Origin of the sequence: Rhizobium anhuiense bv. trifolii (assembly GCF_024346605.1) — a bacterium.
GTDB classification, from domain to species: Bacteria; Pseudomonadota; Alphaproteobacteria; order Rhizobiales; family Rhizobiaceae; genus Rhizobium; species Rhizobium anhuiense.
In genome coordinates, this window is sequence record NZ_CP098803.1 from 2,884,573 (window position 1) to 2,909,873 (window position 25,301).

Consider the following 25,301-nt stretch of genomic DNA (forward strand, 5'->3'; position numbering starts at 1 on the left):
AGATTGCCAGCCATCTCATGAGGTGAATCACGGGGATATCGACAGGATGCAGCAGAGTGGCGTGCCCTATTTCAGCCAATGGGAAACACCCGGCATGACGCTGCCGGTGCTTGCCGAGGGACCACAGGCCCTGCTCGGCGACCCGCTCTGGCATCAATCGGGGGCCGCGACGATCGAGGAATATGCGCGCTGGGCAGTCAATGTCTGCGGCATGGCCTGCCTGAAGATGATTCTTGCCGCGCGCGGCGAGATCCACCCGACCCTCGAGCTTGCTCGCGCCTGCACTCGCCACGGCGGTTATGTCGTCGACGAGATCGACGCCTCGATCAAGGGGCTGATCTACGCGCCCTTCGTTCGATTCGTCGCCGAACACTTCGGGCTTGGCGCGGAGACGGTGACCGGCGTCGAGACATCGGCCCTTCCGGAGCTTCTGTCGAAGCGGCGCTTTTTCATCGCATCGGTGAACTCGGGCATCCGCTGGCCGGAACGCGAGCCACCGTCGAAGGGCGGGCATCTGGTGCTGGTAACGGCGGCCTCGCAAGAGGTAATCCGCTTCCACAACCCGTCCGGCCACGACGCGGCGAGCCAGGCTGATGTCACGCTGCCGCCTGCCGTCTTCGATCGCTTCTTCGCCAAGCGCGGCATTTCGGTCAGCGCCTGACCTTTTCAACACCAGATCGTTTCGGAGGCTTTCATGACCCCTTCCCCAAACCGGCTGCGCATTGCCGTGCTCTTCGGCGGCCGCTCGGCCGAGCACGAGGTCTCCGTGCTCTCGGCAACCAATGTCATGGGAGCGCTCAAGCCCGAGAAATACGACGCCGTGCCCATCTTCATCACCCGCGATGGACAATGGCTGCTGAGCAGTTTTGAGGGCGACACGCTGGCCACACCTTCGTCAGGAACGGAAATCTGCCTCGTGCCGGGCGGACGGGGCCGGATGCTGGCAATGCCGGCCCATGGCGCGCCGCATGAGTTGGCAAGGATCGATATCCTGTTTCCGGTGCTGCACGGCCCGCATGGCGAAGACGGCTCAGTCCAGGGCGTAGCGGAGGTGGCCCGCGTTCCGCTTGTCGGCTGCGGCATCCTCGGCTCCGCCGCGGCGCTCGACAAGGACATCGCCAAACGTCTGCTGAGAGCCGCGGGCCTGCCGGTGGCGCGCGCGGTGACGATCCATGAGGGCGCAGCACCATCGCTGGCAGCCCTCGAAGGCGAGCTCGGCCTGCCGCTCTTCATCAAGCCGGCGCGGCAAGGATCGTCGGTCGGCGTCGCCAAGGTTCATGCCAGCCAGGAATTCGCGCCCGCCCTTGCCGAAGGCTTCCGTCATGATCGTACGCTGCTTGCCGAAGAATTCGTGCGCGGCCGCGAGATCGAATTCAGCGTGCTGGAGGATACGGCAGGAGAACTCTTCGTCTCACGGCCGGGAGAGATCGTGCCGGCGGAAAGCCACGGCTTCTACAGTTATGATGCCAAATATATCGACGAGAAGGGCGCGGCGCTGAAAGTCCCGGCCGAGCTGCCGCAAGAGGTCGAGGCGGCCATGCGCGACGTGGCCGCCCGAGCCTTCCGGGCCGTCGGCTGCGACGGCATGGCCCGCGTCGACTTCTTCCTGACTGATGACATGCGGTTCCTCGTCAATGAAATCAACACCATCCCCGGTTTCACTGATATCAGCATGTATTCCAAGGCGATGGCGGCAAGCGGCGTCGGCTATGCCGAGATCATCGACCGGCTGGTGGATCATGGACTGGCGCGCGCCGGCCGGACGACGACAGCCCGAACATGAACAGGTTGGTGTTGATTTCCGGATGTTCCGGCGGCGGAAAATCGACGCTGCTGGCGGAGCTTGGCCGTCGCGGTCATGCAATCGTCGAAGAGCCCGGGCGGCGGATCGTCAGGCAGGAGCTCGAGGAAAACGGTACAGCCCTGCCCTGGATCGACATGGCGGCCTTCGCCCGCCGCGCGATCGACACGGCAACGGCCGACCACGCGGCGGCGAGCGCACAGACCGGCTGGGTGTTTTTCGATCGTGGGCTGATCGATGCGGCGGCAGCGCTTCAGCACCTGACCGGCGAACCGGTCCTCAAAAAAATGAGCGCTGTTCACCGCTATAACAGCAGCGTTTTTCTGACCCCGCCATGGCCGGAAATCTATGTCAACGACCCCGAGCGGCGCCATGGCTTCGATGAGGCGGTCGCCGAATACGACAGGCTCGCCGCGATCTATCCGATGCTTGGCTACGAGGTCGTCATGTTGCCGAAAGTCGCCGTCGCCGACCGCGCTGATTTCGTCCTCGACCGCTTGTCCCGGGAAACGAAGTAGCGGCCTCCCGCCGGCATCTCAACGCCTGCGCAGGACACACCACTGGAAAGACTGCCGGCCGCCGCCGGGCGTCGTATGCTCTTCGCGCCAGTCGCGCTCCAGCGTGAAGGTGTGCGAGAATTCTGCCGCCAGCGCGGCCGCATCGTAACGCCGGACCGGCAAGCCGCTGCATCGTTCGGGCCCGTCCGGCGCGAAGGTCGCGATGATCACGATACTGTCCGGCGCCGTGCCGGTTTCGAGCGCGCGTCGATAGGCCAGCCGCTGCTCGGGCTCGCTCAGGAAGTGAAAGACGGCGCGGTCATGCCACACATCGTAATGGCGGTCGGGTTGCCATGCCGTCACGTCGGCAACCACCCAGGCGATCCGGGCGGCTTTATCCTGCAGCCGCACCTTGGCGACCTCGAGCGCCGGGGCGGCGATGTCGAGAACGGTGAGATCAGACCAGCCGCGCTCAATAAGACGGTCGACAAGATTTGATGCGCCGCCGCCCACATCGATCAGCGAGGCCGTGACCGGCAGTTGCAGCTCGTCAAGCGCCTGCAAGGAAGGCCCGGGCGTCGACTGATACCAGCTGACACTGTCGGCAGATTTCGTGCGGTAGACCTCGTCCCAGTGTTCCCGTTTCGCGCTTGTCATCCGATATCCCCATCTCTTGCGGAGCTCGACATCCTAACTGATCGACATGTAGGGACTGAGACGTCGGCAACCAGTCGCAGTGCGCCTCAATGTTCTCCGTTCAGGGCGCCAAGTGACGATAGACCAGATCCTTAGGGTCATCCCGGGGTGCTGTGAGATCGAGGCGCGCGCCCAGCCGCTCCGCAACGGCAGCGGAAGCAGCATTGCCGGGAGCGATATAACTGACGAGCGACAGTAGCTTGAGTGCCGCAAAGGCCCAGTCGCGCAGCGCCGAGGCTGCTTCGGTGGCATAGCCCTTGCCCTCATATTCCTCATAGACGAACCAGCCGAGTTCCTTCTCGGGAAAGAGCGGTCCGTGATTGATCCCCACCTGACCGATGCATTCGCCGGTTTCGCCAAGCTCGATCATCAGCGCTCCATGCCCGAAAAGCTGCCACAGGGCGACGTCGTGACAGAACATCCCCCAGGCCGCCCGCAGACCGAACGGCCCGCCCATTCCAACCGATCGCGGCGACGCCATCAGCTGCGCATAGGCGGCGAAATCGTCGATCTCGGGCATGCGGAGCCTAAGACGCTCGGTTCGAATAGTCAGCGCGCCCGTTTCGGACATGTCGTCGCCTTCTCTGTAAGATTGGCTTTGGAGCTTTGGCCGTTGAACGGACTATTCTAGCCTTCAAATGCCGGGGCGAATTGCAACGTACCGCCTGGCGGGGATCCGCGAAAAACAATTCGCTGCACGAGCCGCGTATCGAGGTCGAGATATTTCAGTTGCCCATCGCTGCTGAAACCGACACGGCTATAGATGTCGGGATTGCCGATCAACGCGCATCCGCTGGCACCCATCGCGTTCAGCAGTTCGAGCCCCTTGGTAATCAGCGCCATGCCGATGCCCTGCCGTTGCCGCTCCGGCTTCACCGATATCGGCCCGAGACCGAACCAACCGCCATGCGCGCCGTCAATCGTCACCGGTGAAAAGGCGACATGCCCTAGAATCTCGCCACCCTCTTCGACGACCAACGATATCGTCAGATCGCCCGCCGCGCGAAGTCTCCGGATGATCTCTGCTTCCGTACCGTTGCTGTATGGCATCGGCTTGAATGCGGTCGAGGTCAGATCGTGGATCGCGTCGAAATCATCAGGCGCTTCGTATCGGATCAGCATCTCTGTCATTTTCCCCCAGCGCTATTCAAGGTTGGCATCGATTAAACACCACTCCGCGAGATCGATGGCATTATTCTTCGTAGAGGCGCAACTCCTGCCCTGGGTCGACATGGCGGCCTTCGTTAGTGGCGAAAGTATCCATTCCTTCATGACAAAAACCGCGCTGAGTTGCGCCGAGGTCGGCGGCAGGTGTGGTACCGGACGCCAGCATTGAAGTCTCGGAGAAGCCAAGACTGCGATGCCCCTGAGAAAAGTGGCTGCCGCCGAGACCTGTGCGACGGCAGCCGAGGTGCCCCGGGAGGAGGCTGGGAGTTCGAAATCTCGTCTTCAACATTCGCATGTTATGGTTTCAAGTCGGATCGCCGTCGGTATGGCACTGAGGCCGAGGGGTTCCTCCTCGAATTCCGTTGTCACGTCGGCGGGTTGTGGAATTGCAGCACGCCTACTCTTTCCGGTGCTGCTAGCTGTACACGAGAGCCGAAAGCCTCAATAGCGGATGACTCTCATTTGCTGCACCGCGCTTGCTGCGACGTCGAATGGACGAACACTTTAACATGGAGCTTTGAAACGCCGGTCGCGAGATTCGCGTAAACCGTGAAAATTCATGAGGGCGTTCCCTACGGATGAATTCTCACGATCTCTCGAAACGCAGTCGGCCGTGCGTCTTCTTATATCACCCTGTTGATGGCTCAAGCCACCACGATACCCTGCTCGGCGCGGACGCGTGCATTGCCAATCGTCTCAGCCAGCATCTTCTCGTCGAGCTGGCCTTCCCACTTTGCGACCACGACGGTGGCAAGCGCATTACCGATCAGATTAACAAAAGTCAGTCCCTCGGCGAGGATGCGGTGAATTCCGAGGATCAGCGCGATGCTGGCGACCGGGATGGTTCCGGTGGTATTCAGGGTTGCCGCCAGCACAACGAACGCCGCTCCGGCGATGCCCGCCGCTCCCTTCGAGGTGAGCAGCAGCACCGCGATCAGGCCGAGTTCATGCCAGAAGGTCAGATGTGTGTTCGTCGCCTGTGCCAGGAAGACCGCAACGGTGGTCAGATAGAGGCATGTGCCGTCGAGATTGAACGAATAGCCGGCCGGGATGACGAAGCCCACCACGCTTTCCTCACAGCCGGCCTTGCGCATCTTCTGGATGAGGCGCGGCAGCACCGTTTCAGTCGACGTGGTCGCAGCGACGATCACGATTTCATCCCAGAGATAGCCTAGCAGCCGCCACAGACTGACACCGCACCAATGGGCGACGCTGCCGAGGACGATTGTTGTGAACAATGCGCAGACGACGAAGAACTCGATGATCAACTCGCCCAGCGACCAGAGCGAGGCGGTGCCGAACTGACCGACGGTAAAGGCAATTGCGCCGAAGGCGCCGAGCGGCGCGAAGTACATGATATAGCCAATGATCTTGAAGAACCCTTGCGAGGCGCTTTCGATCACCTGGAACACTGGGCGTCCGCGCTCTCCGATGGCGGCGACGGCGATACCGAACAGGACAGAGATAAAGAGCACCTGCAAAACGTGTCCTTCCGTCAGTGCACTGGCGAAGGTGTCCGGGATGATGTCGAGGAAATAGCCGGAAATGGACTGGTCGTGCGCAGTCGCAAGATAGGTCTTGATCGATGCGGTATCGATTGCGGCAGCGTCGATGTTCATGCCCTCGCCCGGACGCCACAGATCGACTGCGATCAGTCCGAAGATCAGCGCCAAGATCGTGATCGCCTCGAAATAGATGAGGGATTTCAGCGCGACACGCCCGACGCTCTTCATGTCGTTCATGCCGGCGATACCATGCACAACGGTGACGAAGATGATCGGCCCGATCATCATGCGGATCATTTTGATGAAGGCATCGCCGAACGGTTTCATTGCCACCGCTGCGGCGGGTGCGAAGTGTCCAAGCAGAATGCCGATCAAGGTTCCTGCCAGCACCTGAAACCATAGCTGGCCCAAGATGCCGAACCGACTTGCTGGTCTTTTCGTCTCTCCTGAATACGTCATCGTCTTGCTCACTCCCATATACGTCATGTCCATTCCCTCCCAAAAAACGTCACGCTTCCAATGACCTGTTGCCCGGCTGCTCAGCCAAACAAAGTGCCGTCGAACAGTTTCCGGGCAGTACGCAGCATGCCCGCTCCTTTGATCACGCCCTGACCGTTCATCTCGATGACGCAGCCGGTCATGCCGCTCGGATGCTCGACTTCGAGCATCTTGGATTCTCCGTCGGGGATCGCGGCCAACACCTGTGCCGGCGAGCCGTTTATAAGGCAGGCAGTGGCGACGCTGACCGCGCCAAGCACGCCGATGGACGCATGGCAGCGATGCGGAATGAAGGAGCGGACACTGATCGCTCCACCGGTCCTCGGGGCGGAGAGCAGCATCATCTTGGGGACTGATTGTTCGGCGACATCGCCCAGGTTCATCAACGGCCCGGCCTTGAGACGGATCGCCTCGATCCGCGCTTTCAGTTCGGCATTGGCATCAAGCGTCGCCCGATCCTCATAGCCGGTGATCCCGACATCGCTGGCCCGCAAGATCACACAGGGCATGCCGTTGTCGATCAGTGTCGTCTCGACACCTTCGATCACGTCCACCGGGTTGCCCGTGGGAAGCAGAGCGCCGCAGCTCGACCCGGCGATGTCTGCAAAGGCGAGCGGGATTGGAGCCGCCGTTCCCGGAACACCGTCGATCCGCGTGTCGCCCTCGTAGGTAACCTCACCGCCCGGCGTCGACACCGTCGCGATGGCCATCTTGCCGGTATTGACCATGAAGATCGCGACCGGGGTCTCGCCGTTCTTCGCCGCGACCAGCCCGCGCTCGATCGCAAACGGACCGACGCCGGCCAGCATGTTGCCGCAGTTCTGCGCATCGCTGACGATTGCCTGATCGACGAAGACCTGCAGAAACAGATAATCGACGTCCACGCCCTCCCGTGAGGAGCGGGAGACCACAGCGACCTTGGAAGCCAGCGGATCGGCGCCGCCCATGCCGTCGATCTGGCGTGGATCGGGAGAGCCGAAGGCACGCAGCAAGAAGGTATCCCGCTTGGCGATGTCGGCGGGAAGGTCATCGGCAAGGAAGAAACCGCCCTTTGACGTTCCGCCCCGCATCCACATGGCGCGCACGGCTTTAGACATAACGCAGCCCCTTGTCCGTCAGGCGCTCGCGCATGGCGTAAATATCAAGACCGAGTTCACCCTTTGCCAGCCGTTCGCGCTTCTCGGCTTCCTTGGCTTCGCGCGCCTGCGACTGTTCGAGGACGTCTGCGGCATCCGCGCGGCGGACGACGCAGACGCCGTCATCGTCGGCAATAATGACATCGCCAGCCTGGACCAATTCTCCAGCACAGACAATCGGCACGTTGACAGATCCGAGTGTCTCCTTGACGGTTCCCTGTGCAGAGATTGCCTTTGACCAGACCGGGAATCCCATGGCGGTGAGATCGCGCACGTCGCGCACGCCGGCATCAATGATTAGGCCGCGGCACCCTCGGGCCATCGCCGATGTGGCGAGCAGATCACCGAAATAACCGTCCTCGCAGGGTGAGGTAGGGGCGACCACCAGGATATCGCCATCTTTCAATTGTTCAATGGCAACGTGCATCATCCAATTGTCTCCGGGCGGCACGGAGACGGTGACCGCGGAACCGGCGATACGGGCACCGGCGTAGATCGGCCGCAAGCGGCTGCCTAGCAATCCAATGCGTCCTTGCGCCTCGTGGACCGTGGCAACACCGGCCTTTGCCAAGCCGTCAATGACGGCGGTATCGGCGCGATCGATTTGCGTGACAACTGCGGGCATGTTTGATCCTCAATCCATATTCTATTGCATCTATGGAAGGGGAATTTTGGCCGGCAAAGCAAACTGGATTTGCGCACGCCCCATAAGCTATGCTGAAGTGTGGCCATGATTATGCACAGAGAACTCAACCTGCGGCACCTCGAAGCCGTTGCCGTTGCCGGACGACTGGGAAGCATCAGCAGCGCGTCCCAGGTTATGAACCTGTCGCAACCGGCGCTAACCCAGGCCGTCGCCAAAGTGGAGGCCCAACTTGGCCATCTGCTGTTCGACCGCCAACCAAGCGGTGTGATTGCCACCGAGGCGGGGCGATTGATAACAGCCCGCATTGAACGCGCGCTTGCCTACGTGGCGCGCGGCGGGCAAAGCGTGCGACGCGGCGCCCGCTTGCCGCCGCTACCCCATATCGAACGGCGCATCACCTTTGGACAGTTGCGGGCGCTGATCGCGGTCGACAAGGCGGGCAGTTTTGCACTTGCCTCCAAACGAACAGGCCTCTCGGAACCCGCTTTGCACCGGGCGAGCCGCGATCTGGAGCAGTTGCTGGGCGTGCCGCTTCTCACCCGCCAGGGACGTACCGTTCAGCCGACCCCGGCGGCCGTTCTGTTGCTGCGTTTCGCGCACTTGGCACAATCGGAGCTGAATTCCGGCTTCGACGAACTGGATGCACTTCGGTCAGAAGGCGCCGGACGTGTCACCGTCGGCACCATGCCACTGGCGCGTGCAATCCTGCTGCCACAGACATTGGCCCGATTTGCCCGCACCTATCCGGTGGCATCGGTCAACGTCATCGAAGGCCCCTATACGGAATTGCTGGCGAGACTGCGTGAAGGCGAGATGGATCTCCTAATCGGGGCAATGCGCGACCCACCGCCGGTAAAGGATATCGCTCAGGAGCCCTTGTTCATCGATGACCCGGTGATCGTCGGTCGTGCGGGCCATCCCCTGCTGACGGAGCCGGGATTTCCCTTCTCACGGCTATTGGATTTTCCGTGGGTCATTGCCACGACGGGCGCCCCGGTGCGCCATAGGTGGGAAGAAATGTTCACGGATCAGGGGCTGGAGCCGCCCCGGCTGCGGATCGAATGCGGTTCTGTTCTGGTGGTCCGCGGACTGATGCTGGAGGACGACTGGCTGACGCTGATGTCGCGCGACCAGTTCCTGTTCGAGCGACGGGCTGGGCTGCTCCACGAGATCGCTGGCACAGGGCCGTCATTGCGTCGCCAAATCGGCCTTACGACACGCGATGACTGGCGCCCGACGCAGCTTCAGACGGCTTTCATGGACACTTTCCGCGCCGTGTGTGCGGACTGGACTTCAGGAAAAGCAATGGAGCGTCAACCGTTCCGATATGCCTGATCGGCCTATTGTCCATTAGAACGGGGGCATGAACAAACACCAGACAGTCGCATTCATCGGTTTCGGCGAGGCCGCACAGGCCTTCTGCGAAGGTTGGGGCGACACACCATCTTTTGGCTTGCGCGCTTACGACATCAAGACGGATGACGTGTCTTCCGCTGACCCCAAGCGCGAGGATTACCGCCGCTTCGGTGTGGTGGGTTGCGAAGCAACCAGCGACGCCGTTGACGGAGCGGATGCGGTCATCAGCGTTGTGACCGCCGATCAGGCGCTTGCTGCCGCAAGGGACGTGGCAAGGTGGATTTCGCCCGGCACGTTCTTCTTTGATTGCAACAGCGTCGCACCGGCCACCAAGCAGGCTGCAGCAGATGTAATTTCGACGGCCGGTGGACGCTATGTGGATGTCGCGGTCATGGCACCTGTCCGCCCGGCATTGCTCGCCGTCCCCTTGCTGCTATCCGGTCCGTTTGCCGAAGAGGGCGAGAGGTTGCTCGCAGCGCTCGGCTTTAAGGGGCGGGTTATCGATGGTGGGGTCGGCGTAGCGAGCGCAATCAAGATGATCCGCTCCATCATGATCAAGGGGATCGAGGCTTTGACCGCCGAGTGCCTGCTGTCGGCACGCGCAGCAGGCGTCGAAGAGGAGGTTCTCGCGTCACTCGATGCCAGCTTCCCCGGCTGGCCCTGGCGTACCCGCGCCGACTACAATCTCGACCGCATGCTTGTACACGGACTTCGCCGCGCTGCCGAAATGCGCGAGTCCGCCGTCACAGCTGCCGATTTAGGCCTGGCGGGAACGATGGCGAGCGCCACCGCGGACTGGCAGCAACGGCTCGGCGCCCTTCATCTTTCCCCTCTGCCCGATGGCTTCACCGCCAAGGCCGACGCCATCCTTGCTGCCACAGGAACCTCGAAGCCATGATTATCGACTGCCACGGCCATTATACCACCGCTCCCGCGCCCCATGGCGAATGGCGAGCGCGCCAGGAGGCTGCCATCCAATCGGGAGGCGATATCGATCCTGCCTATCCGGACATTTCCGACGACGAGATCCGTGAGACGATCGAGGCGAACCAGTTGCGCCTGCTGCGTGAGCGCGGCGCCGATATGACCATCTTCTCGCCTCGCGCCTCGGCCATGGCGCCGCATATCGGCGGCGAGGCGGTGGCGAAGGTCTGGGCGCGCCGCTCGAATGACTTGATAAAACGCGTGGTCGATCTTTATCCAGAGAGCTTTGCCGGTGTCTGCCAGCTACCACAAACGCCGGGCATCTCGATTGCCACCGCCATCGACGAACTGGAGCGCTGCGTGAGCGAGCTCGGCTTCATCGGCTGCAATCTCAACCCCGATCCCTCCGGCGGCAAGTTCGATTCGCCGCCGCTGACGGACCGGGCCTGGTACCCCTTCTTCGAGAAGATGGTGGAACTCGATGTTCCGGCGATGATCCACGTTTCGGGCAGCTGCAATTGCGCGATGCACGCGACCGGTGCCTACTACATTGCCGCCGACACCATCGCCTTCATGCAGCTCATCGAGGGCGACCTGTTCCGCGACTTTCCGACACTGCGTTTCATCATCCCGCATGGCGGCGGTGCAGTCCCCTATCACTGGGGCCGTTATCGCGGCCTCTCCGACATGCTGAAACGCCCTCCCCTCAGCGAGCATGTGATGAAGAACGTCTATTTCGATACCTGCGTCTACCACCAGCCCGGCATCGACCTGTTGTTTGAGGTGATCGACGTGGAGAATATCCTGTTCGGTTCGGAAATGGTCGGTGCCGTGCGCGGGATCGATCCGCAGACCGGCCACTATTTCGACGACACCAAGCGCTATGTCGATGCGCTGCAGATTCCGGACGAAGACAAGCGAAAAGTCTTCGAGCTCAACGCCCGCCGCGTCTATCCGCGTCTCGATGCACAGCTCAACGCAAGGGGGCTGTAATGGCCGATTTCCGGATGGATGCCGACTGGCTCTGCTACGATCCCGCGCCCAGCAAGCCGACCTATGCACCGCCTCCGGGCGCTGTGGACGCCCATTGCCACGTCTTCGGCCCCGGTGATGTCTTTCCCTATGCATCCGAGCGGAAATACACGCCGTGCGATGCCGGCAAGGAGCAATTGTCCGCGCTGCGCGACTTTCTCGGCTTCGAACGCAATGTCATCGTCCAGGCGACCTGTCACGGCGCTGACAACCGCGCACTGGTTGACGCGCTGCGGGCGGCCGGCGATCGTGCCCGCGGCATCGCGACAGTGCGCGATACGGTGACGGACGAGGAACTCACGGACCTGCATGACGCCGGCGTGCGCGGCGTCCGCTTCAACTTCGTGCGCCGCCTCGTCGATCCCAAGCCCGACGCCTATTACCGCACGATCATCGAGCGCATCGCGCCGCTCGGCTGGCAGGTGGTGATCTACTTCGAAGCGGCCGATCTGGAGGAGCGTTGGGATTTCTTCACCTCGCTGCCGACAACCGTGGTGGTCGATCATATGGGCCGGCCCGACGTTGCGAAACCGGTCGACGGTCCGGAGTTCGGTAGGTTTATCCGGCTCATGACCGAGCACGAGAATGTGGTCAGCAAGGTGAGTTGCCCGGAACGGCTATCGCGATCGGGTCCGCCGAACTACGACGATGTCATCCCCTTCGCGCGCACACTGGTCGAGCGCTTCCCCGACCGCGTTCTGTGGGGCACCGACTGGCCGCACCCCAACATGACGAACCATATGCCTGACGACGGAGCACTGGTGGACATCATTCCACGCATCGCGCCGACCGAAGAGCTTCGGCAAAAGCTGCTCGTGGACAATCCGATGCGGCTCTACTGGCGATAGCCGGACATCGTGGATCGCTGGGCGACGCATCTCGAACACGAGGAAAACATCAATCCAGACGCACTGGGCATTCATGCCTTGGCTGTGCGTGCTCGCCTTGCATGACTGACATCAATCAAGAGGAGGAGACTATGAACATACAACACCAACGGAATATGCTATCGCGGCGGATGCCAACATTGATGAAATCACTGATCCCCGCGTGCCTTCTGACACTTGCGATGACAGGGGCCGCCGCGGCGCAGGAGGACGACTATCCGACCCGCGAGATCAGTCTCGTCATTCCCTTCGGTCCCGGCGGAATTGCCGACATTACCGCGCGCATCGTCGGCGATTCGCTTGGCAAAAAGCTCGGGAAACAGATCGTTATCATGAACCAGCCAGGTGCCGGCGGATCAGTCGCCGCTCGGGTTGCGCTGAATGGTGAACCCGACGGATATACGCTGGCATTGCTTTCAAACGGCACCGCAATCAGTGTCCCGCTGTTCAAGAACCTGCAGTTCGACCCCGTCGCCGATTTCGTGCCGGTATCCAGCCTGGCTTACTTCGACTTTGTATTCGTCACCAAGGCAGATAGTAAATTCAAATCCCTCAAGGATATTCTCGAAGCTGCCCGCGCCAATCCAGCCGCGCTCAACGTCGGGACGATCAATGTGGGGAGCAGCCAGAACCTTGCGGCCGAACTCTTCAAGTCGACCGCCGGAGTCGATTTTACCATCGTCCCCTATAAGGGTACGCCGGATCTTCAGGTTGCCCTGCTCGGTGGGGAACTCGACATGATCATCGACAGCCAGACCGCGCTGAAGGCTGCCCTCCAGCAAAACCAGGCGGTTGCGATTGCATCCTCTGGCCCTACCCGCTCGATCCTCCTGCCGGATGTGGCGACGGCCGAGGAAGAAGGTGTGAAGGGGTTCGACGTCACGTCCTGGAACGGCATTTTCGCGCCCGCTGGCACGCCGCAGGCCGTAGTGGACAAGCTCAACGCAACGCTCGTCGAGGTGCTTGCCGATCCCGACGTGAAGAAGCGGTTTGCCGAGCTCGGCGTCGAAGCCCGTTCCAGCACGCCACAGGAGATCGGAGATCGTCTAAAAGCGGATATCGAGAAGTGGTCAAAAGTCATCGAGGATTCGGGCATCGTGCGGCAATAGGCGGTAACACAGCGGCACCGATGTTCGGCCTATTTTCCAATGCCTTAGAACAGGGATGAACCGGTCATCCGGCCAAACTGGATTGACGTCCGCCGAGGCCTCACCTTTCCGAGTTGAGATTCGACCAGGACGCCGGATGCTCCATTCGCCTTCCATTTTGCATCCTTCTCCCTTCTCTGAGGGGGGAAGCTTTCGGAACGGCCCGCGATAACAAGTATCGGCGGCGATCGAATGTATCCCGTTCCTATTATCAGGGAAGCGGAGAATATTGATCGCACCGCCTTCAATTTTCGGAGCTATCATGAAATCCGTTTCCTTCGATTCCACGAACGCCACCTGCGGAGCGATCTTCGTCGCGCTCGGGGTATTCTTCGCCTATCAGTCCTTCAATCTTGACCTCGGCAGGGCGTTCCGCATGGGTCCGGGCTATTTTCCGTTGGTCCTGGCGATCATCCTGACGCTCCTGGGGACTATTATCGTGATCCAGTCGGCACGGGTCGAGGGTGAGCCGATCGGGCCGATTGCCTGGCGAGGCCTGCTGTTCATCCTGCCGGCGCCGATCTTCTTCGGTCTCACCGTTCGTGGGCTCGGTTTCGTTGTGGCGTTATTCTTCTCCGCGCTGATCGCCTCCTTTGCCTCGCAGAAGATGCGCCCGCCCATGGCGGTGGCTCTGTCGTTCGGCATCACCGTCTTCTCCGTCGCCGTGTTCAGCTATGGGCTCGGCCTGCCGTTCGAGCGTTTCGGCCCCTGGGTCCGGTTCTAGGAGGCGATGATGGATCTTTTCAACAATCTCGCGCTCGGCTTTGCGACAGCCGGCACTCCGGAAAACCTGTTCTTCTGCCTGATCGGCGTGCTGCTCGGCACGCTGATCGGCGTGCTGCCCGGCATCGGCGCCACGGCGACGATCGCCATGCTCTTGCCGATCACCTTCCAGCTCGAGCCGGTTTCGTCGCTCATCATGCTCGCCGGCATCTATTACGGCGCGCAGTATGGTGGCTCGACGACGGCGATCCTCATCAACATGCCGGGCGAATCTTCCTCGGCCGTCACCGCGATCGACGGTTACCAGATGGCGCGCAAAGGCCGGGCCGGCGCAGCGCTTGCGATCGCCGCGCTCGGCTCGTTCTTCGCTGGCACCGTGTCGACCTTTCTCGTCGCGATCTTCGCGCCGCCGCTCACCGCAATCGCGCTGCAATTCGGCTCGGCGGAATATTTCTCGCTGATGATCGTCGGCCTCGTCTCCTCGATCGCACTGGCGCATGGTTCCGTTGTCAAGGCCTTAGCGATGGTGGCGCTCGGGCTGCTGCTCGGCCTTGTCGGCACCGACATCTATACCGGCACGCCGCGCTTCACGCTCGGCATCCGTGAATATGCAGACGGGCTGAATTTCGTGGCGCTCGCCGTCGGCGTTTTCGGGGTGGCGGAAATCCTGCGCAACCTCGAGGGCGAATCGACACGCACGGTGCTGATGGCCAAGGTGTCCGGCCTGCTGCCGTCGCGCCAGGAATTCAAGGAGATGATCGCACCGGTCATTCGCGGCACGGCGATCGGTTCGGCGCTCGGCATCCTGCCGGGCGGTGGCGCCATCCTTGCCTCCTTCGCCTCCTATACGGTGGAAAAGCGGATGTCGAAGACGCCGGAGGAATTCGGCAAGGGTGCGGTTGCCGGCGTCGCAGGGCCGGAATCGGCAAACAATGCCGGTGCGCAGACCTCGTTCATTCCGCTGCTCACGCTCGGCATTCCTGCCAATCCCGTCATGGCGCTGATGATCGGCGCGATGATCATTCAGGGCATCGTGCCGGGTCCGAATGTCGCCACCGAGCAGCCGGCGCTGTTCTGGGGAATTATCGCCTCGATGTGGATTGGCAACCTGATGCTGGTCATCCTCAACCTGCCGCTGATCGGGCTCTGGGTGAAATTGTTGACCGTGCCTTACTACGTGCTCTTCCCCGTCATCATGGCTTTCTGCTCGATCGGGGTCTACAGCGTTAATGCCAACGTCTACGACCTCTATGCCGTCGCCTTCTTCGGGCTCATCGGCTATGTGCTGGCTAAGCTTCGCTGCGAGCCGGCGCCGCTTCTGCTCGGCTTCGTGCTCGGGCCGCTGCTCGAGGAAAACCTGCGACGGGCGATGATCTTGTCGCGCGGCGATCCGACGACCTTCGTCACCAGGCCGATCAGCGCCATCCTGCTGTTGCTCGCATTAGCCGTTCTCGTCGTCGTCTTCCTGCCGAGCATCAAGGCGAAGCGCGAGGCAGTGTTCCAGGAAGAGGATTGAGAACACTGTCAACTCCCCCAGCGCTATTCAAGGTTGGCATCGATTAAGCACCACTCGGCGACATCGATGGCATCATTCTTCATAAAGGCGCAGCTCCTGCCCACCGGACATGATCCTGAGGATATAGACGGTTTCACCCTCAACGGTGAAAGCAATGCTCAGGCTTCGTTCGAAGCCGACGATCCTCAGGCCATCCCGAATCTCGCTCCGAACCGTTCCTCGCTTTGGAAAGCTTTTGCACCCTTATCCCACAGAGCACGATTAAATCCTACACTTTCCGAAAGTCCGCCATTTGGCATCCTGCAAAATGGAGCAGCGCGACACACCTCACGAAAAAGCCCGGCGCGACGGCCGGGCTTCTTCTCGATCTCTACTCGGCAGACCTTAGAAGGTTGCCGCACCACTGCCCCATGGGCCGTGGTGGAAATCCTTGCCATCGAGGCGGTCGAAGCCGTGGGCGCCGAAGAAGTCGCGCTGGGCCTGGATGAGGTTCGCCGTTCCCCTGCCCTGACGGTAAGCATCGAAATAGGTGAGCGCCGAGGTTAGCGCCGGCACCGGCAGGCCGGCGGAAATCGCAGCCGCAACGACGCGGCGAAGCGCCGGGATCGATTCCTTGACCATGTCCGAGAAGGCGGGCGTTACGATGAGGTTGGCGGCATCAGGCGCCTTGGTGAAGGCCGAGGTGATCTCGTCGAGGAACTGCGAGCGGATGATGCAGCCGGCGCGCCAAATACGGGCGATCGTCGGCATCGGCAGCGACCAGTTGAACTCGCGCGAGGCTTCCGCCATCACCGCGAAGCCCTGCGCATAGGCGCCGATCTTGGCGGCAAACAGCGCCAGTTCCAGATCCTTGTTGAGCTCGGGGCCGTAGGCGATCGGGAAGGATACGGCCTGCGTGCCGAAGATCTTTTCGGCGGCTTCGCGCTGCGATTTCATCGAGGAGAGACTGCGGGCGGCGACCGCGGCTTCGATCGCCGTTGCCGGAATGCCCATGTTCTGCGCCTCGATCGCCGACCACTTGCCGGTGCCCTTCTGGCCGGCCTTGTCGAGGATCATGTCGACCATCGGCCCGCCGGAGACGGGGTCGTTGGCGGCAAGCACCTTTTCGGAGATCTCGATCAGGTAGGAGTTCAGCCGGCCCTTGTTCCATTCGCCGAAGATGCCGGAAATATCGGAGGCGCTCTTGCCGAGGCCGTCGCGCAGGATGCCGTAGATTTCGGCGATCATCTGCATGTCGGCATATTCGATGCCGTTATGGATGGTCTTGACGAAATGGCCGGCGCCGTCATTGCCGAGCCAGGCGACGCAGGGCTCGTCATTGTAGCGGGCGGCGATCGAGGTCAGCACCTTCTCGACACGCTTCCAGGATTCCTCAGTGCCGCCGACCATGATCGACGGGCCGTGACGCGCACCTTCTTCACCGCCTGATACACCCATGCCGATGAAGGTGAGATCGGTATCCTTGAGGCGGTCGAAGCGGGCGACGGTGTCGCGGAAATTGGCGTTGCCGGCATCGATCATGATGTCGCCCTTGGAAAGATGCGGGCGCAGCGCTTCCATCTGCTGGTCGACGGCATCACCCGCCTTGATCATGATGATGATCGGGCGCGGCGGCCGGATCGCCTCGACGAATTCTTCGATGGTCTTGCAGGGAATGATCTGCTTCTTCAGATCGCCGGCGCTCTCGTAGAATTCGTCGGTTTTCTCCGGCGTGCGGTTGAAGACCGCGATTTTATTGCCTTTCTCCGCGATGTTGAGCGCCAGGTTGGAGCCCATGACCGCAAGGCCGATCAGTCCGATTTCTGCCTTTTCCACGACAAACCTCCGATGTGTCATTTGGACCGGTGTTGTGGCACTGTCTCGGCCAAACGGCAAGTCTCGCAAGGGTCTAATCGGTTCGCAAAAGCCAATGAAATGAAGCTTGCACCGTTGACTTGTCCGACAACCCGCCGGCCGCCGCCTGATCCGGAAGCCCGCAGGTTTTTCGCGGGTCCTGCCCGCAATGCCCTATCTCATGTTATCATCATTGCCTCGGGAGATATCGCATTGGCATCGGGAAGACGAAAAGATCCGGCTCTCCTGGCGGCCCGCGCCGGCCGCTACCGCGAACATGCACCGCCGCCGGCGCTGCGGCGTCATTTCAGCCGTCTCTGGTCGCATACGCTCCATGACGGACCGCCGGCAAGGGTGGCGATCGTGCCGGACGGCTATTGCGACCTTCTCTGGATCGACGGCCGGCTGGTCGTCGCCGGCCCCGACAGGGCGGCCGCCTTTCCCGTCATCCGGCCGGGCGCAACCGTCATCGGCGCACGTTTTGCACCGGGCGCCGCAGTACCCTGGCTGAAGACGCCGCTCTCGGCGCTGGTCGGCTGCTCGGTGCCGCTGAGTGACATCGGTCGGAAGGACACGGCCGAATTCGAGGCGCGGCTTGGGGATTGTCCCAATCCCTCGGCCGCGATGGCACTCTTCAGCCGCCTGCTCGAAGAAGCCACGCGCCATGAGGAAGAGCCCGCCCGAGACGCCATCGTGATCTTCGCCACCGCCGACAGTGCTCGCCCGGCATCCGGCCTGCTCGACCGGCTCGGCATGAGCGAAAGGCAGCTGCGCCGTCGCTGCCACCATCATTTCGGCTATGGCGCAAAGACGCTGGAACGGATCCGCCGGTTCCAGCGTTTCCTCGATCTCTGCCGCAGGTCGGGCACGATGCCGCTTGCCCGCCTGGCGCTCGAAGCGGGCTTTGCCGACCAGCCCCACATGACGCGCGAGGTCGGCGAGCTCTCGACTCTGACGCCCGCCGTCATTGTCGTCCAGCTCAGCATGCGCAAAAGAGCTGACTGACCGTTTTGTTCAAGACGCTGCCGGCCGGTTTGTTATTCTGCCGAAACCAAATGCCAAGGACCTGCAAGCCATGTCGACAATGCCAGCGAAAATCATTCACCAGTCGATCGAGCGCGACTGGCGCGACGTCTACGACTTTGCCGGTAAGCCGGGGAACATGCCGCTCTGGGCCTCCGGCCTTGCGACCGGCTTCGAGCCCGACGGCGCCGACTGGATCGCCCACGGTCCTCTCGGCACCGTCAAGGTGAGCTTCGTACCTGCCAATGAATTCGGCGTGATCGACCATACGGTGACGATTGAATCCGGCCTCAGGGTTTATAATGCCCTGCGCATCGTGCCGAACGGCGATGGCTGCGAGGTCATGTTCACTGTGCTGCGCCTGCCCGGCATGACCGACGCGCAGTTTTCCGCCGATGCCGCCCATGTCGAGAAGGATCTCGCCATGCTGAAAGCCCTGATGGAGAGATAGATGGCCGATAAGTCAGAGAACCACGACCGCCGCATCGATTATGTCGAATTCAACGTCGCCGACATCGCCGCCGCCAAAACCTTTTACGGCTCGGCCTTCGGCTGGCGTTTCACCGATTACGGCCCGAACTATTGCGAGTTCGACGATGGCCGGCTGAAGGGCGGCTTCACCGATTTCGGCCCCGTGCGGCCGGGCGGCCCGCTTGTTGTCGTCTATGCCAATGACCTGGAAGAAGTGCTGACCTCAGTCGAAAGAGCCGGCGGCACGATCTGCCGCCCGATCACCGATTTTCCCGGCGGCCGCCGCTTCCACTTCCTCGACCGCGACGGTTACGAACTCGCCGTCTGGGCGACTGCCTGACGGTAACTTGTTTGGTCAGGGCGCGCCTGAATCAGCCGGCCGGGGTCAGGCAGCCTGCCGCCGCCGATCGTGATCTTCCATGACGATCAGCGCACCGATGACCGTGCCGCCCGCATCGCGCAGCGGTGACATGCGACAGCGCACCTGCCGCGATCCGACACTGCCGGCCGGGCGCTCATAGGTATAGTCGATCTGGTCCCCGGCAAAACAGGCGTCGAGCTTGTGCTTGGCGCATTCGGCAAACCGCTCCTCACCGATGAATTCGGAAAGGTGGCGGCCAATGAGTTCCATCGGCTTTCTATCGAGATGGGCGCTGTTGGCCGGATTGGAATAGAGGTAGCGATAATCCCTCGTCAGGACAGCCACGCGGTCCGGCAGGCTATCCAAGATCGCGGCATTGAGGAACTGGCCGTTGTCGGTATCCGGCACATAGGCCGCCGGCGGTTCGATGCGCACATCCCGCGGCGAAGGCGTGCGCCAGTCCGGCCCATGCGCCCCGAAATAACGGTCGAGCAGGTAGGAAAGCACCGTCGTGTGCTCGGTGACGCTGGCGCTGTCGTCGGCATCCTGGCCGATCAGATGGGTCACAAACTGCAGTTGCATGTAGACTTCGAGCAGGTTCACCGCCTTGTGGGCGAGGATCGCTTCGACCAGCGGCTCGACATGGCGGTCGAGCGCCGTGACGCGCTGATCGTCGCCCAAGCGGATGGCTTCCTCGATTTGAACGCAACGCAAGGAAAAGGCCCGAAAAAGCTCCAGCAAGACGCTCCAACTCCCATTGTCCCAAGAACGAGTCCGAAACCGGCTAAGGCTGCATCTCCCCAAAATGCGCCCTGCAGTAGACTTTATTCGCGTCTTGGTGGTGACGGGTAACATGAAGTGCCCTCAGTTTCAATCCGAGGGCACCTGCCGCTTTTCACCGCTGATAATTGAGGGTGGACCTTTTTGCAGCACGATGCCGAAAGTGTAAGCGTTTTTTAGACCGGCCCACCTAAAATCAATCTGTCTTAAGGCGCGAGCGTCTGCTTGATCTGCCAGCGGTCGTGATACCAGAGCCACTGTTCCGGGTATTCCCGTACCCAGCTTTCCACCTTGTCGTTGAGCAGCTGGGCGGCTGCCGGCAGGTCGAGATTGCCCTTGGCGTCGCGCGGCATGTCCAGCCGCGGCTCGATCTCCAGCCGGTAGCGATTTCCCGGCAGCCGGATGCAGCGCGCCGGATAGACCTCGCAGTCGAACTGGCGCACCAGCTTCGGCAGCAGCGGATTGGTCTTGACCTCGCGCCCGAAGAAGGTGCCTTTCAGCCCCTTACGGAATTTCTGGTCGACGAGCACGCCGACCCCCTGGCCTGCTTCCAGCTGGCGGGCGAGCGCAAAGGAGGAACCGGCATGCGAAGGCACCAGCTTGCCCATGCGCGCACTCCTGAAGTCGAACACCTTCTTGGCGACATAGGGATTGTTCGGCGGCCGAAAAAGCACGGTCACGGTGAGCCCGAAGGCGGCCCCTGCCACCGGCAGCAGTTCGAAATTGGCGGTGTGGCCGGTAAAGACGATGAAGGGGCGTGGATTGTCACGCAGGTCGAGGAAGATCGGGACGCCAGACACCTCTACCCTGCCCGGCTCCGACTTTTCGGGATCGTAGTCGAACAGTTGGTCGAGGAAGACGTATTCGGCCGCCAGCCGGCCCATATTGCCCCAGCTGTCGAGCGCGATCACCTCGATCTCGGCCTCGCTCTTCTCGGGGAAGGCGTTGCGAAGATTGGTCAGCATCAGCCTGTGGCGGCGGGTGCGCCGGCCGAGGCGACGCATCATCCTGTCGGCGAAGCGGATCGCGCCATCGGCCGGAAACAGCTTCAGGAAATTCAGGAAGCCGAACATCACCTGCGCCACCAGCCATTGCTGGAAATTTCTGAGCGCCAGCACGATCCGGGTGATGAAGAGCTTCACGCGGTCAATCCATCTTCAGGATGATCTTGCCGAAGATCTGGCGCGATTCCATCCGCTCCAGCGCCCGGTCGATATCGCTAAAGCTGACTTCGGTGTCGATGACCGGATGCACGAGCCCGCGGCCCATCTTCTGCATCGCATCCGCCATGTTCTCCATGCGGCAGCCGAAGGAGCCGAAAAGCTTCAGCTGCTGCTGGAACAGCATCATCAGGTTCATCTCTGTGGAAACACCCGAGGTCGAGCCGCAGGTGACGAGCCGCCCGCCGCGCTTCATGCAGAGCATCGAGCCCGCCCAGGTGTCCTTGCCGACATGTTCGAAGACGACGTCGACGCCCTTCTTCTTGGTGAGCTTGCGCACCACGCCCTCGAAGCGGTCGGTGCGATAGTTGATGACGTGATCGGCGCCGAGCGCCTTGGCCTTCTCGATCTTGTCGTCGGAACCGACCGTGGTGATGACGGTGCAGCCGATCTTCTTGGCAAGCTGGATCGCCGCCGTGCCGATGCCGGAACCGCCGGCGTGGACGAGAATCGTCTCGCCCGGCTCGAGCTTGGCATTGTCGAACAGCATGTGCTCGACCGTGCCGAAGGTGACGGGCGCGAGTGCTGCACCGATCGCATCGACACCGGGAGGAGCCGGCACCAGCAGGCGCGCCGGCAGGTTGACCTTCTCCTGCGCAAAGCCGTCGAGATGAAAGCCGTGCACGCCCGAGACATGTTCGCAGAGATTGTCGCGGCCCTCGCGGCAGGGGCGGCAGAGACCGCAGGTGCGCGCGCCGTAGATCGAGACGAGCTGGCCCGGCAGCACGTTGGCGACGCCCGGCCCGATCGATTCCACGACGCCCGAAGCTTCCGCGCCGATGACCAGCGGCATCTTGCGCTTGGCGAAGGCCATGCCGCGCCAGCCCCAGACGTCGATGTGATTGAGCGCCACCGCCTTGACCCGCAACGTCACCTCTCCGGCGCCAGGTGCGTCCGGTTCCGGCAGATCGGTGATCTCAAGCTTGCGGTCGTCGATCAGTTGCAAAGCGCGCATGGCAAAATCCCTCGCCTGAAGGCGTCATCTCTCTCAAAAATTTGTCGGGAACCGCTTAAGCCGGTTCGAGCGCCATGACAAGGCTGGCATTCTGCCCGCCGAAGCCGAAGGAGTTGGAAAGCACGGCTGAAACCTGGGCTTCGCGCTTCTTGTTCGGCACGACATCGAGAACGATCGACGGATCGGGGTTGGTGTAGTTGATCGTCGGCGGCAGCGTTCCGGTCAGCATCGTCTGCAGCGAGAACACCGCCTCGACGGCACCCGCTGCCGTCAGCGTATGGCCGATCATCGACTTGTTCGACGAGACCGGGATGCCGACGAGCCGCTCGCCGAAGACGGCCGACATCGCCCCATATTCCATCTTGTCGTTCTCCGGCGTCGAGGTGCCGTGGGCATTGATGTAGCCGATGCCGCTCTCGTCGATGCCGGCATCGGCAAGCGCCGCGCGAATCGTCGCGATTGCCGGGCCGCCATCCGGCGACGACCGGGTGCGATGAAAGCTGTCGGCCTTGTCGCCGGCGCCCTTCATGATGCCGAGCACCTTGGCGCCGCGGGCGACCGCCGCTTCCAGCGATTCCAGCACCAGCGTCGCGGCACCTTCGGCGATGACGAAGCCGTCGCGATCCTTGCTGAATGGCTTGGAGGCCTTGGTCGGCGGATCGTTCTGCGTCGAAAGGGCAGACAGCAGCGAGAAGCGGATCAGCGCTTCGGCGCTCAGCGATCCGTCGGTCGCAACCGTCAGCGCCCGGGTCGTGCGGCCCTGGCGGATCGCCTCGATGCCGAGTTGGATGGCCGTGACGCCGGAAGCGCATGCGGTCGACAGCGTCACGGGAAGGCCGCGCGTGCCGAACCGGTCTGCCAGGCGTTCGGAAATCGCGCCGAACAGTGCCGCCTCGTGGAAGGCCGGGTCCGGGCGCTGGCGCAGCGCCGTCAGGAAGCGCTCATAGGCATCGCCCGGATGGTCGGAGGCCGGTGAACGGTCGGCAAGCTCGAAACGCGCGCTCCATTCCGGCTCGATCGGCGGGGCGGCGAGGAACAGCGGGCCGTTGAAATCGCCGGAAAGGCCGGCATTAGCAAGCGCCTCGATCGTCGTTTCGCGGGCAAAAGCATAGGAGCGCTCGACAGCATTCGGCACTGGGATGCCGATGAAATCGACAGTGCCGGCGATCCGAGTCGACAGGCCCTCGGTCGGGAAACGGTTGATCTCGTGGATACCCGACGTGCCAGACGAGAGCGCTGCCCAGTTGTCGCTGAGGCCCTGACCAAGCGAGGTGATGATGCCCATGCCGGTCACCGCCACGATCGGACGGCCGAGATGATCCCTGTAAGCGGAAGCTGTCATGTCCTTACTCCTCACGCATCTGCGGAAAGAACGGCAACACCTTCGCCGCGCTGATGTCCGACCGTGGTTACGACGGCGGCGGTGGCGCCTGCCCGCATCGGCGCCTCATGAGCGGCATCGAAGGGCGGAACCTTGGCCTTGCCATCGACGGCAAGGGCTGCAAGCGCCAGCCCCAGCGTGAACTGCGTCTCGATCGTATGGCCGGTGACGCCGCCGAAGCCGCGGATCGCAACGTCGGGCAAATGATGTTCGAGCACCGCCCGTTCACGGGCGGCAAGATCGTGCATACCGGTCGAGCCGGAAAAGACCGCCGTGCTCTCGGCGGCAAGTCCGACGGCCGGTGCCAGGAGCCGCTCCAGCCGGACCTCGAGATTGCCGGCATTGCGGTTGCCGCGGTCACCCTCGACCGCGTCGATGACGGCGTAGATATGGGCACCGCGGGCTTCGGCATGCTTGCGCGATTCGAGCACCAGGAAGGCGCCGGCCGAACCGGTGATCATGCCGCCGCCGTCGCTGGGTCTCCGCGACCAGAGCGGCACCCAGTCGCCGCGCGCATGCGCGCCGATCGCTTCGGTGAGCAGGATCATATCGGGCCGTTCGGCCGCGAAGGCGCCGCCAACCAGCGCATGCGAGGATTCGCCTGACTTGATGCGGTAGAAGGCGGTCTCGACGGCTGATATGCCGGCCGCTTCCTCGCCCATGAAGGTGCGCGAGGAGCCGGTGACCTTGTGCACGATCGAGATATTGCCGGCGAGCAGGTTGGAAAGCTGGGCAAGGAACAGCGTCGGCCGGAGCTCCGTCGTCAGCTTTTCGTTGAGCAGCAGCTCACGGTCGTTGCGCTTCAGCGCTTCGTCGACGATCAGCGTATCGACATTGATGTCACGCTCGCCGCCGCCGGCCGCCACGATCATGTCCATGGCGCCGCAGGCCTCGATATCATCCTTGAAGCCGGCATCGTCGAGCGCAAGGCCGGCAGCGAAAACGCCGATGCGCTGCCAGTTCTCCATCTGGCGCTGGTCGCCGCGCTTGGCGATCTGCTGCGACCAGTCGATCTCGGGCAGCGGATGCACCGGATAGGGCTTGAACTTCTCGGTCTCGACGATCGCCTTCGGGGTAGTGCCGGCCGAAAGCAGCGCGATATGCGCATCCTTGCCGACGCCCTGACAGGTGACGATGCCGATGCCTGTGATGACGACGTCGTTTGCAGCCTTGCTCATCCAATCACTCCCTGCGCCGCGATCGCTTCGAGAAGCCCGATCTCGCCGGCACGTTTCTTCACGATATCGCCGAGCGGCACCTCGGAAAACGGCATGGTGCGAAGCTTCAGCTGCGCATCGCAGACCTTCTTGCCGGCGCTGGTGATTTTAGCCTTGGTGACCGCAAAACCCGAACCGTCATGCTCCAGAACCGCCTCGATGTCGAGCACCGCTTCCGGCTCGACGAAGGTGCGCATCTTGGCGCCGTCGACAGTCATCAGGAAAGGCATGGCGGCAAAATCGGTGACGGCAAGCACCAGCATGCCGGAGGCCTGCGCCATGGTCTCGATCAGAAGCACGCCGGGGACCAGCGGCATTCCGGGAAAATGACCTTCGAAAACGGGGCTCTTGGCCGGCACGACGGATCGCGCCTTAAGCGTGCCCTTCTTCAGGTCCACCGCTTCGACGCGGTCAATCATCTGGAAATATTCCAGCAGCATTCGGATCCTCCGGCCCGACAGGCCAGATCCGCCCGCCGGTGACGCCTGAAGCGCGTCGCATAGAAGCTGGTCGCACTTTAGGTCTTTG

At 62.2% G+C, this 25,301-nt stretch carries 26 protein-coding genes; 13 read left to right on the top strand and 13 right to left on the bottom strand.

From position 1 onward, the window contains the following. Window positions 1-46: 46 nt before the first annotated feature. From NE851_RS22935 to NE851_RS22945, 3 genes are read left to right on the top strand one after another with little or no spacing between them, the layout of a single operon-like run. Window positions 47-661, top strand: a complete 615-nt coding sequence (locus tag NE851_RS22935; protein ID WP_063475056.1) for a cysteine peptidase family C39 domain-containing protein — start codon at window positions 47-49, stop codon at window positions 659-661. A 33-nt stretch (window positions 662-694) separates the two neighbouring features. Then, complete coding sequence (locus NE851_RS22940; RefSeq protein ID WP_063475057.1) at window positions 695-1,783, top strand: D-alanine--D-alanine ligase family protein; 1,089 nt, start codon at window positions 695-697, stop codon at window positions 1,781-1,783. After that, window positions 1,780-2,319 (top strand): AAA family ATPase, encoded by a 540-nt coding sequence (locus NE851_RS22945; protein ID WP_063475058.1) that lies wholly within the window; start codon window positions 1,780-1,782, stop codon window positions 2,317-2,319. Before NE851_RS22940 ends, NE851_RS22945 begins: the two co-directional genes overlap by 4 nt. A gap of 18 nt (window positions 2,320-2,337) precedes the next feature. Here the strand turns inward: NE851_RS22945 and NE851_RS22950 are convergent, their stop codons facing one another. The 6 genes from NE851_RS22950 to NE851_RS22975 form a co-directional block, all read right to left on the bottom strand. Continuing rightward, window positions 2,338-2,955 carry a class I SAM-dependent methyltransferase gene (locus tag NE851_RS22950; protein ID WP_132572025.1) on the bottom strand — a complete coding sequence of 206 codons (618 nt, stop codon included), beginning with the start codon at window positions 2,953-2,955 and terminating at the stop codon, window positions 2,338-2,340. Between the two features lie 100 nt (window positions 2,956-3,055). Further along, entirely contained in the window at window positions 3,056-3,565 is a 510-nt protein-coding gene (locus NE851_RS22955; RefSeq protein ID WP_047610252.1) for a GNAT family N-acetyltransferase, read from the bottom strand. A gap of 56 nt (window positions 3,566-3,621) precedes the next feature. After that, window positions 3,622-4,116 carry a GNAT family N-acetyltransferase gene (locus NE851_RS22960; protein ID WP_063475060.1) on the bottom strand — a complete coding sequence of 165 codons (495 nt, stop codon included), beginning with the start codon at window positions 4,114-4,116 and terminating at the stop codon, window positions 3,622-3,624. Between the two features lie 689 nt (window positions 4,117-4,805). Next, complete coding sequence (gene dctA / locus NE851_RS22965; RefSeq protein ID WP_063475206.1) at window positions 4,806-6,125, bottom strand: C4-dicarboxylate transporter DctA; 1,320 nt, start codon at window positions 6,123-6,125, stop codon at window positions 4,806-4,808. Between the two features lie 80 nt (window positions 6,126-6,205). Continuing rightward, a complete protein-coding gene (locus NE851_RS22970; RefSeq protein ID WP_063475061.1) occupies window positions 6,206-7,261 on the bottom strand; it encodes a 4-oxalomesaconate tautomerase in 1,056 nt (351 codons plus the stop codon). Further along, window positions 7,254-7,925 (bottom strand): 4-carboxy-4-hydroxy-2-oxoadipate aldolase/oxaloacetate decarboxylase, encoded by a 672-nt coding sequence (locus NE851_RS22975; protein ID WP_183907888.1) that lies wholly within the window; start codon window positions 7,923-7,925, stop codon window positions 7,254-7,256. Before NE851_RS22975 ends, NE851_RS22970 begins: the two co-directional genes overlap by 8 nt. Before the next feature lie 111 nt (window positions 7,926-8,036). On the opposite strand from NE851_RS22975, the gene NE851_RS22980 reads away from it, so the two are divergent. The 7 genes from NE851_RS22980 (at window position 8,037) to NE851_RS23010 (ending at window position 15,532) form a co-directional block, all read left to right on the top strand. Continuing rightward, window positions 8,037-9,281, top strand: a complete 1,245-nt coding sequence (locus NE851_RS22980; protein WP_244604826.1) for a LysR family transcriptional regulator — start codon at window positions 8,037-8,039, stop codon at window positions 9,279-9,281. Window positions 9,282-9,309: 28 nt separating this feature from the next. After that, window positions 9,310-10,200, top strand: a complete 891-nt coding sequence (locus tag NE851_RS22985) for an NAD(P)-dependent oxidoreductase (RefSeq protein WP_183907886.1) — start codon at window positions 9,310-9,312, stop codon at window positions 10,198-10,200. Next, the gene (locus NE851_RS22990) at window positions 10,197-11,219 is read left to right on the top strand and encodes an amidohydrolase family protein (RefSeq protein WP_183907884.1); all 1,023 of its coding nucleotides are present in this window, start codon (window positions 10,197-10,199) and stop codon (window positions 11,217-11,219) included. The genes NE851_RS22985 and NE851_RS22990 overlap by 4 nt, the downstream gene beginning before the upstream one ends. Continuing rightward, window positions 11,219-12,106: an amidohydrolase family protein gene (locus tag NE851_RS22995; RefSeq protein WP_063475066.1), complete on the top strand. Its 888-nt coding sequence runs from the start codon at window positions 11,219-11,221 to the stop codon at window positions 12,104-12,106. The genes NE851_RS22990 and NE851_RS22995 overlap by 1 nt, the downstream gene beginning before the upstream one ends. Before the next feature lie 155 nt (window positions 12,107-12,261). Then, complete coding sequence (locus tag NE851_RS23000; protein WP_373289111.1) at window positions 12,262-13,254, top strand: Bug family tripartite tricarboxylate transporter substrate binding protein; 993 nt, start codon at window positions 12,262-12,264, stop codon at window positions 13,252-13,254. Between the two features lie 301 nt (window positions 13,255-13,555). Next, complete coding sequence (locus NE851_RS23005; protein WP_097543714.1) at window positions 13,556-14,017, top strand: tripartite tricarboxylate transporter TctB family protein; 462 nt, start codon at window positions 13,556-13,558, stop codon at window positions 14,015-14,017. A gap of 9 nt (window positions 14,018-14,026) precedes the next feature. Continuing rightward, window positions 14,027-15,532 carry a tripartite tricarboxylate transporter permease gene (locus NE851_RS23010; RefSeq protein WP_254957964.1) on the top strand — a complete coding sequence of 502 codons (1,506 nt, stop codon included), beginning with the start codon at window positions 14,027-14,029 and terminating at the stop codon, window positions 15,530-15,532. A gap of 384 nt (window positions 15,533-15,916) precedes the next feature. On the opposite strand, the gene gnd is transcribed toward NE851_RS23010, so the two are convergent. Further along, window positions 15,917-17,368 (bottom strand): NADP-dependent phosphogluconate dehydrogenase, encoded by a 1,452-nt coding sequence (gene gnd / locus NE851_RS23020; protein ID WP_174824475.1) that lies wholly within the window; start codon window positions 17,366-17,368, stop codon window positions 15,917-15,919. A gap of 210 nt (window positions 17,369-17,578) precedes the next feature. Here gnd and NE851_RS23025 point away from each other — a divergent pair, with 210 nt between their 5' ends. The 3 genes from NE851_RS23025 (at window position 17,579) to NE851_RS23035 (ending at window position 19,199) form a co-directional block, all read left to right on the top strand. After that, the gene (locus NE851_RS23025) at window positions 17,579-18,370 is read left to right on the top strand and encodes a helix-turn-helix domain-containing protein (protein ID WP_254957967.1); all 792 of its coding nucleotides are present in this window, start codon (window positions 17,579-17,581) and stop codon (window positions 18,368-18,370) included. A 70-nt stretch (window positions 18,371-18,440) separates the two neighbouring features. Continuing rightward, window positions 18,441-18,839: a polyketide cyclase gene (locus NE851_RS23030; protein ID WP_097542363.1), complete on the top strand. Its 399-nt coding sequence runs from the start codon at window positions 18,441-18,443 to the stop codon at window positions 18,837-18,839. Continuing rightward, a complete protein-coding gene (locus tag NE851_RS23035; RefSeq protein WP_097542362.1) occupies window positions 18,840-19,199 on the top strand; it encodes a VOC family protein in 360 nt (119 codons plus the stop codon). It begins immediately after the preceding gene. Window positions 19,200-19,244: 45 nt separating this feature from the next. Here NE851_RS23035 and NE851_RS23040 read toward each other — a convergent pair whose 3' ends face one another. From NE851_RS23040 to NE851_RS23065, 6 genes are all read right to left on the bottom strand, one after another. Continuing rightward, window positions 19,245-19,961 (bottom strand): PAS domain-containing protein, encoded by a 717-nt coding sequence (locus NE851_RS23040; protein WP_183905042.1) that lies wholly within the window; start codon window positions 19,959-19,961, stop codon window positions 19,245-19,247. Window positions 19,962-20,206: 245 nt separating this feature from the next. Further along, window positions 20,207-21,142 carry a lipid A biosynthesis lauroyl acyltransferase gene (locus NE851_RS23045; protein ID WP_047610269.1) on the bottom strand — a complete coding sequence of 312 codons (936 nt, stop codon included), beginning with the start codon at window positions 21,140-21,142 and terminating at the stop codon, window positions 20,207-20,209. Between the two features lie 4 nt (window positions 21,143-21,146). Further along, window positions 21,147-22,175, bottom strand: coding sequence for a zinc-binding dehydrogenase (locus NE851_RS23050; RefSeq protein ID WP_018480789.1), 1,029 nt, complete (start codon window positions 22,173-22,175; stop codon window positions 21,147-21,149). Between the two features lie 55 nt (window positions 22,176-22,230). After that, complete coding sequence (locus tag NE851_RS23055) at window positions 22,231-23,517, bottom strand: beta-ketoacyl-ACP synthase (protein WP_028756572.1); 1,287 nt, start codon at window positions 23,515-23,517, stop codon at window positions 22,231-22,233. Between the two features lie 11 nt (window positions 23,518-23,528). Further along, the gene (locus NE851_RS23060; RefSeq protein WP_028756573.1) at window positions 23,529-24,734 is read right to left on the bottom strand and encodes a beta-ketoacyl-ACP synthase; all 1,206 of its coding nucleotides are present in this window, start codon (window positions 24,732-24,734) and stop codon (window positions 23,529-23,531) included. Next, the gene (locus tag NE851_RS23065) at window positions 24,731-25,213 is read right to left on the bottom strand and encodes a 3-hydroxyacyl-ACP dehydratase FabZ family protein (RefSeq protein ID WP_003564235.1); all 483 of its coding nucleotides are present in this window, start codon (window positions 25,211-25,213) and stop codon (window positions 24,731-24,733) included. The genes NE851_RS23060 and NE851_RS23065 overlap by 4 nt, the downstream gene beginning before the upstream one ends. Window positions 25,214-25,301 lie beyond the last annotated feature (88 nt).

What these genes read in the sequence shown, in the direction of transcription:
- dctA (WP_063475206.1), bottom strand. Translation starts at nt 6,125, where the DNA reads ATGACGTATTCAGGAGAGACGAAAAGACCAGCAAGTCGGTTCGGCATC.
- NE851_RS23030 (WP_097542363.1), top strand. Translation starts at nt 18,441, where the DNA reads ATGTCGACAATGCCAGCGAAAATCATTCACCAGTCGATCGAGCGCGAC.
- NE851_RS23050 (WP_018480789.1), bottom strand. Translation starts at nt 22,175, where the DNA reads ATGCGCGCTTTGCAACTGATCGACGACCGCAAGCTTGAGATCACCGAT.
- NE851_RS23000 (WP_373289111.1), top strand. Translation starts at nt 12,262, where the DNA reads ATGCTATCGCGGCGGATGCCAACATTGATGAAATCACTGATCCCCGCG.
- NE851_RS22940 (WP_063475057.1), top strand. Translation starts at nt 695, where the DNA reads ATGACCCCTTCCCCAAACCGGCTGCGCATTGCCGTGCTCTTCGGCGGC.
- NE851_RS22960 (WP_063475060.1), bottom strand. Translation starts at nt 4,116, where the DNA reads ATGCTGATCCGATACGAAGCGCCTGATGATTTCGACGCGATCCACGAT.
- NE851_RS23055 (WP_028756572.1), bottom strand. Translation starts at nt 23,517, where the DNA reads ATGACAGCTTCCGCTTACAGGGATCATCTCGGCCGTCCGATCGTGGCG.
- NE851_RS22975 (WP_183907888.1), bottom strand. Translation starts at nt 7,925, where the DNA reads ATGCCCGCAGTTGTCACGCAAATCGATCGCGCCGATACCGCCGTCATT.
- NE851_RS22970 (WP_063475061.1), bottom strand. Translation starts at nt 7,261, where the DNA reads ATGTCTAAAGCCGTGCGCGCCATGTGGATGCGGGGCGGAACGTCAAAG.
- NE851_RS22950 (WP_132572025.1), bottom strand. Translation starts at nt 2,955, where the DNA reads ATGACAAGCGCGAAACGGGAACACTGGGACGAGGTCTACCGCACGAAA.
- NE851_RS22980 (WP_244604826.1), top strand. Translation starts at nt 8,037, where the DNA reads ATGCACAGAGAACTCAACCTGCGGCACCTCGAAGCCGTTGCCGTTGCC.
- NE851_RS23065 (WP_003564235.1), bottom strand. Translation starts at nt 25,213, where the DNA reads ATGCTGCTGGAATATTTCCAGATGATTGACCGCGTCGAAGCGGTGGAC.
- NE851_RS23010 (WP_254957964.1), top strand. Translation starts at nt 14,027, where the DNA reads ATGGATCTTTTCAACAATCTCGCGCTCGGCTTTGCGACAGCCGGCACT.
- NE851_RS23005 (WP_097543714.1), top strand. Translation starts at nt 13,556, where the DNA reads ATGAAATCCGTTTCCTTCGATTCCACGAACGCCACCTGCGGAGCGATC.
- gnd (WP_174824475.1), bottom strand. Translation starts at nt 17,368, where the DNA reads ATGACACATCGGAGGTTTGTCGTGGAAAAGGCAGAAATCGGACTGATC.
- NE851_RS22985 (WP_183907886.1), top strand. Translation starts at nt 9,310, where the DNA reads ATGAACAAACACCAGACAGTCGCATTCATCGGTTTCGGCGAGGCCGCA.
- NE851_RS22955 (WP_047610252.1), bottom strand. Translation starts at nt 3,565, where the DNA reads ATGTCCGAAACGGGCGCGCTGACTATTCGAACCGAGCGTCTTAGGCTC.
- NE851_RS22995 (WP_063475066.1), top strand. Translation starts at nt 11,219, where the DNA reads ATGGCCGATTTCCGGATGGATGCCGACTGGCTCTGCTACGATCCCGCG.
- NE851_RS23035 (WP_097542362.1), top strand. Translation starts at nt 18,840, where the DNA reads ATGGCCGATAAGTCAGAGAACCACGACCGCCGCATCGATTATGTCGAA.
- NE851_RS22935 (WP_063475056.1), top strand. Translation starts at nt 47, where the DNA reads ATGCAGCAGAGTGGCGTGCCCTATTTCAGCCAATGGGAAACACCCGGC.
- NE851_RS23060 (WP_028756573.1), bottom strand. Translation starts at nt 24,734, where the DNA reads ATGAGCAAGGCTGCAAACGACGTCGTCATCACAGGCATCGGCATCGTC.
- NE851_RS22945 (WP_063475058.1), top strand. Translation starts at nt 1,780, where the DNA reads ATGAACAGGTTGGTGTTGATTTCCGGATGTTCCGGCGGCGGAAAATCG.
- NE851_RS22990 (WP_183907884.1), top strand. Translation starts at nt 10,197, where the DNA reads ATGATTATCGACTGCCACGGCCATTATACCACCGCTCCCGCGCCCCAT.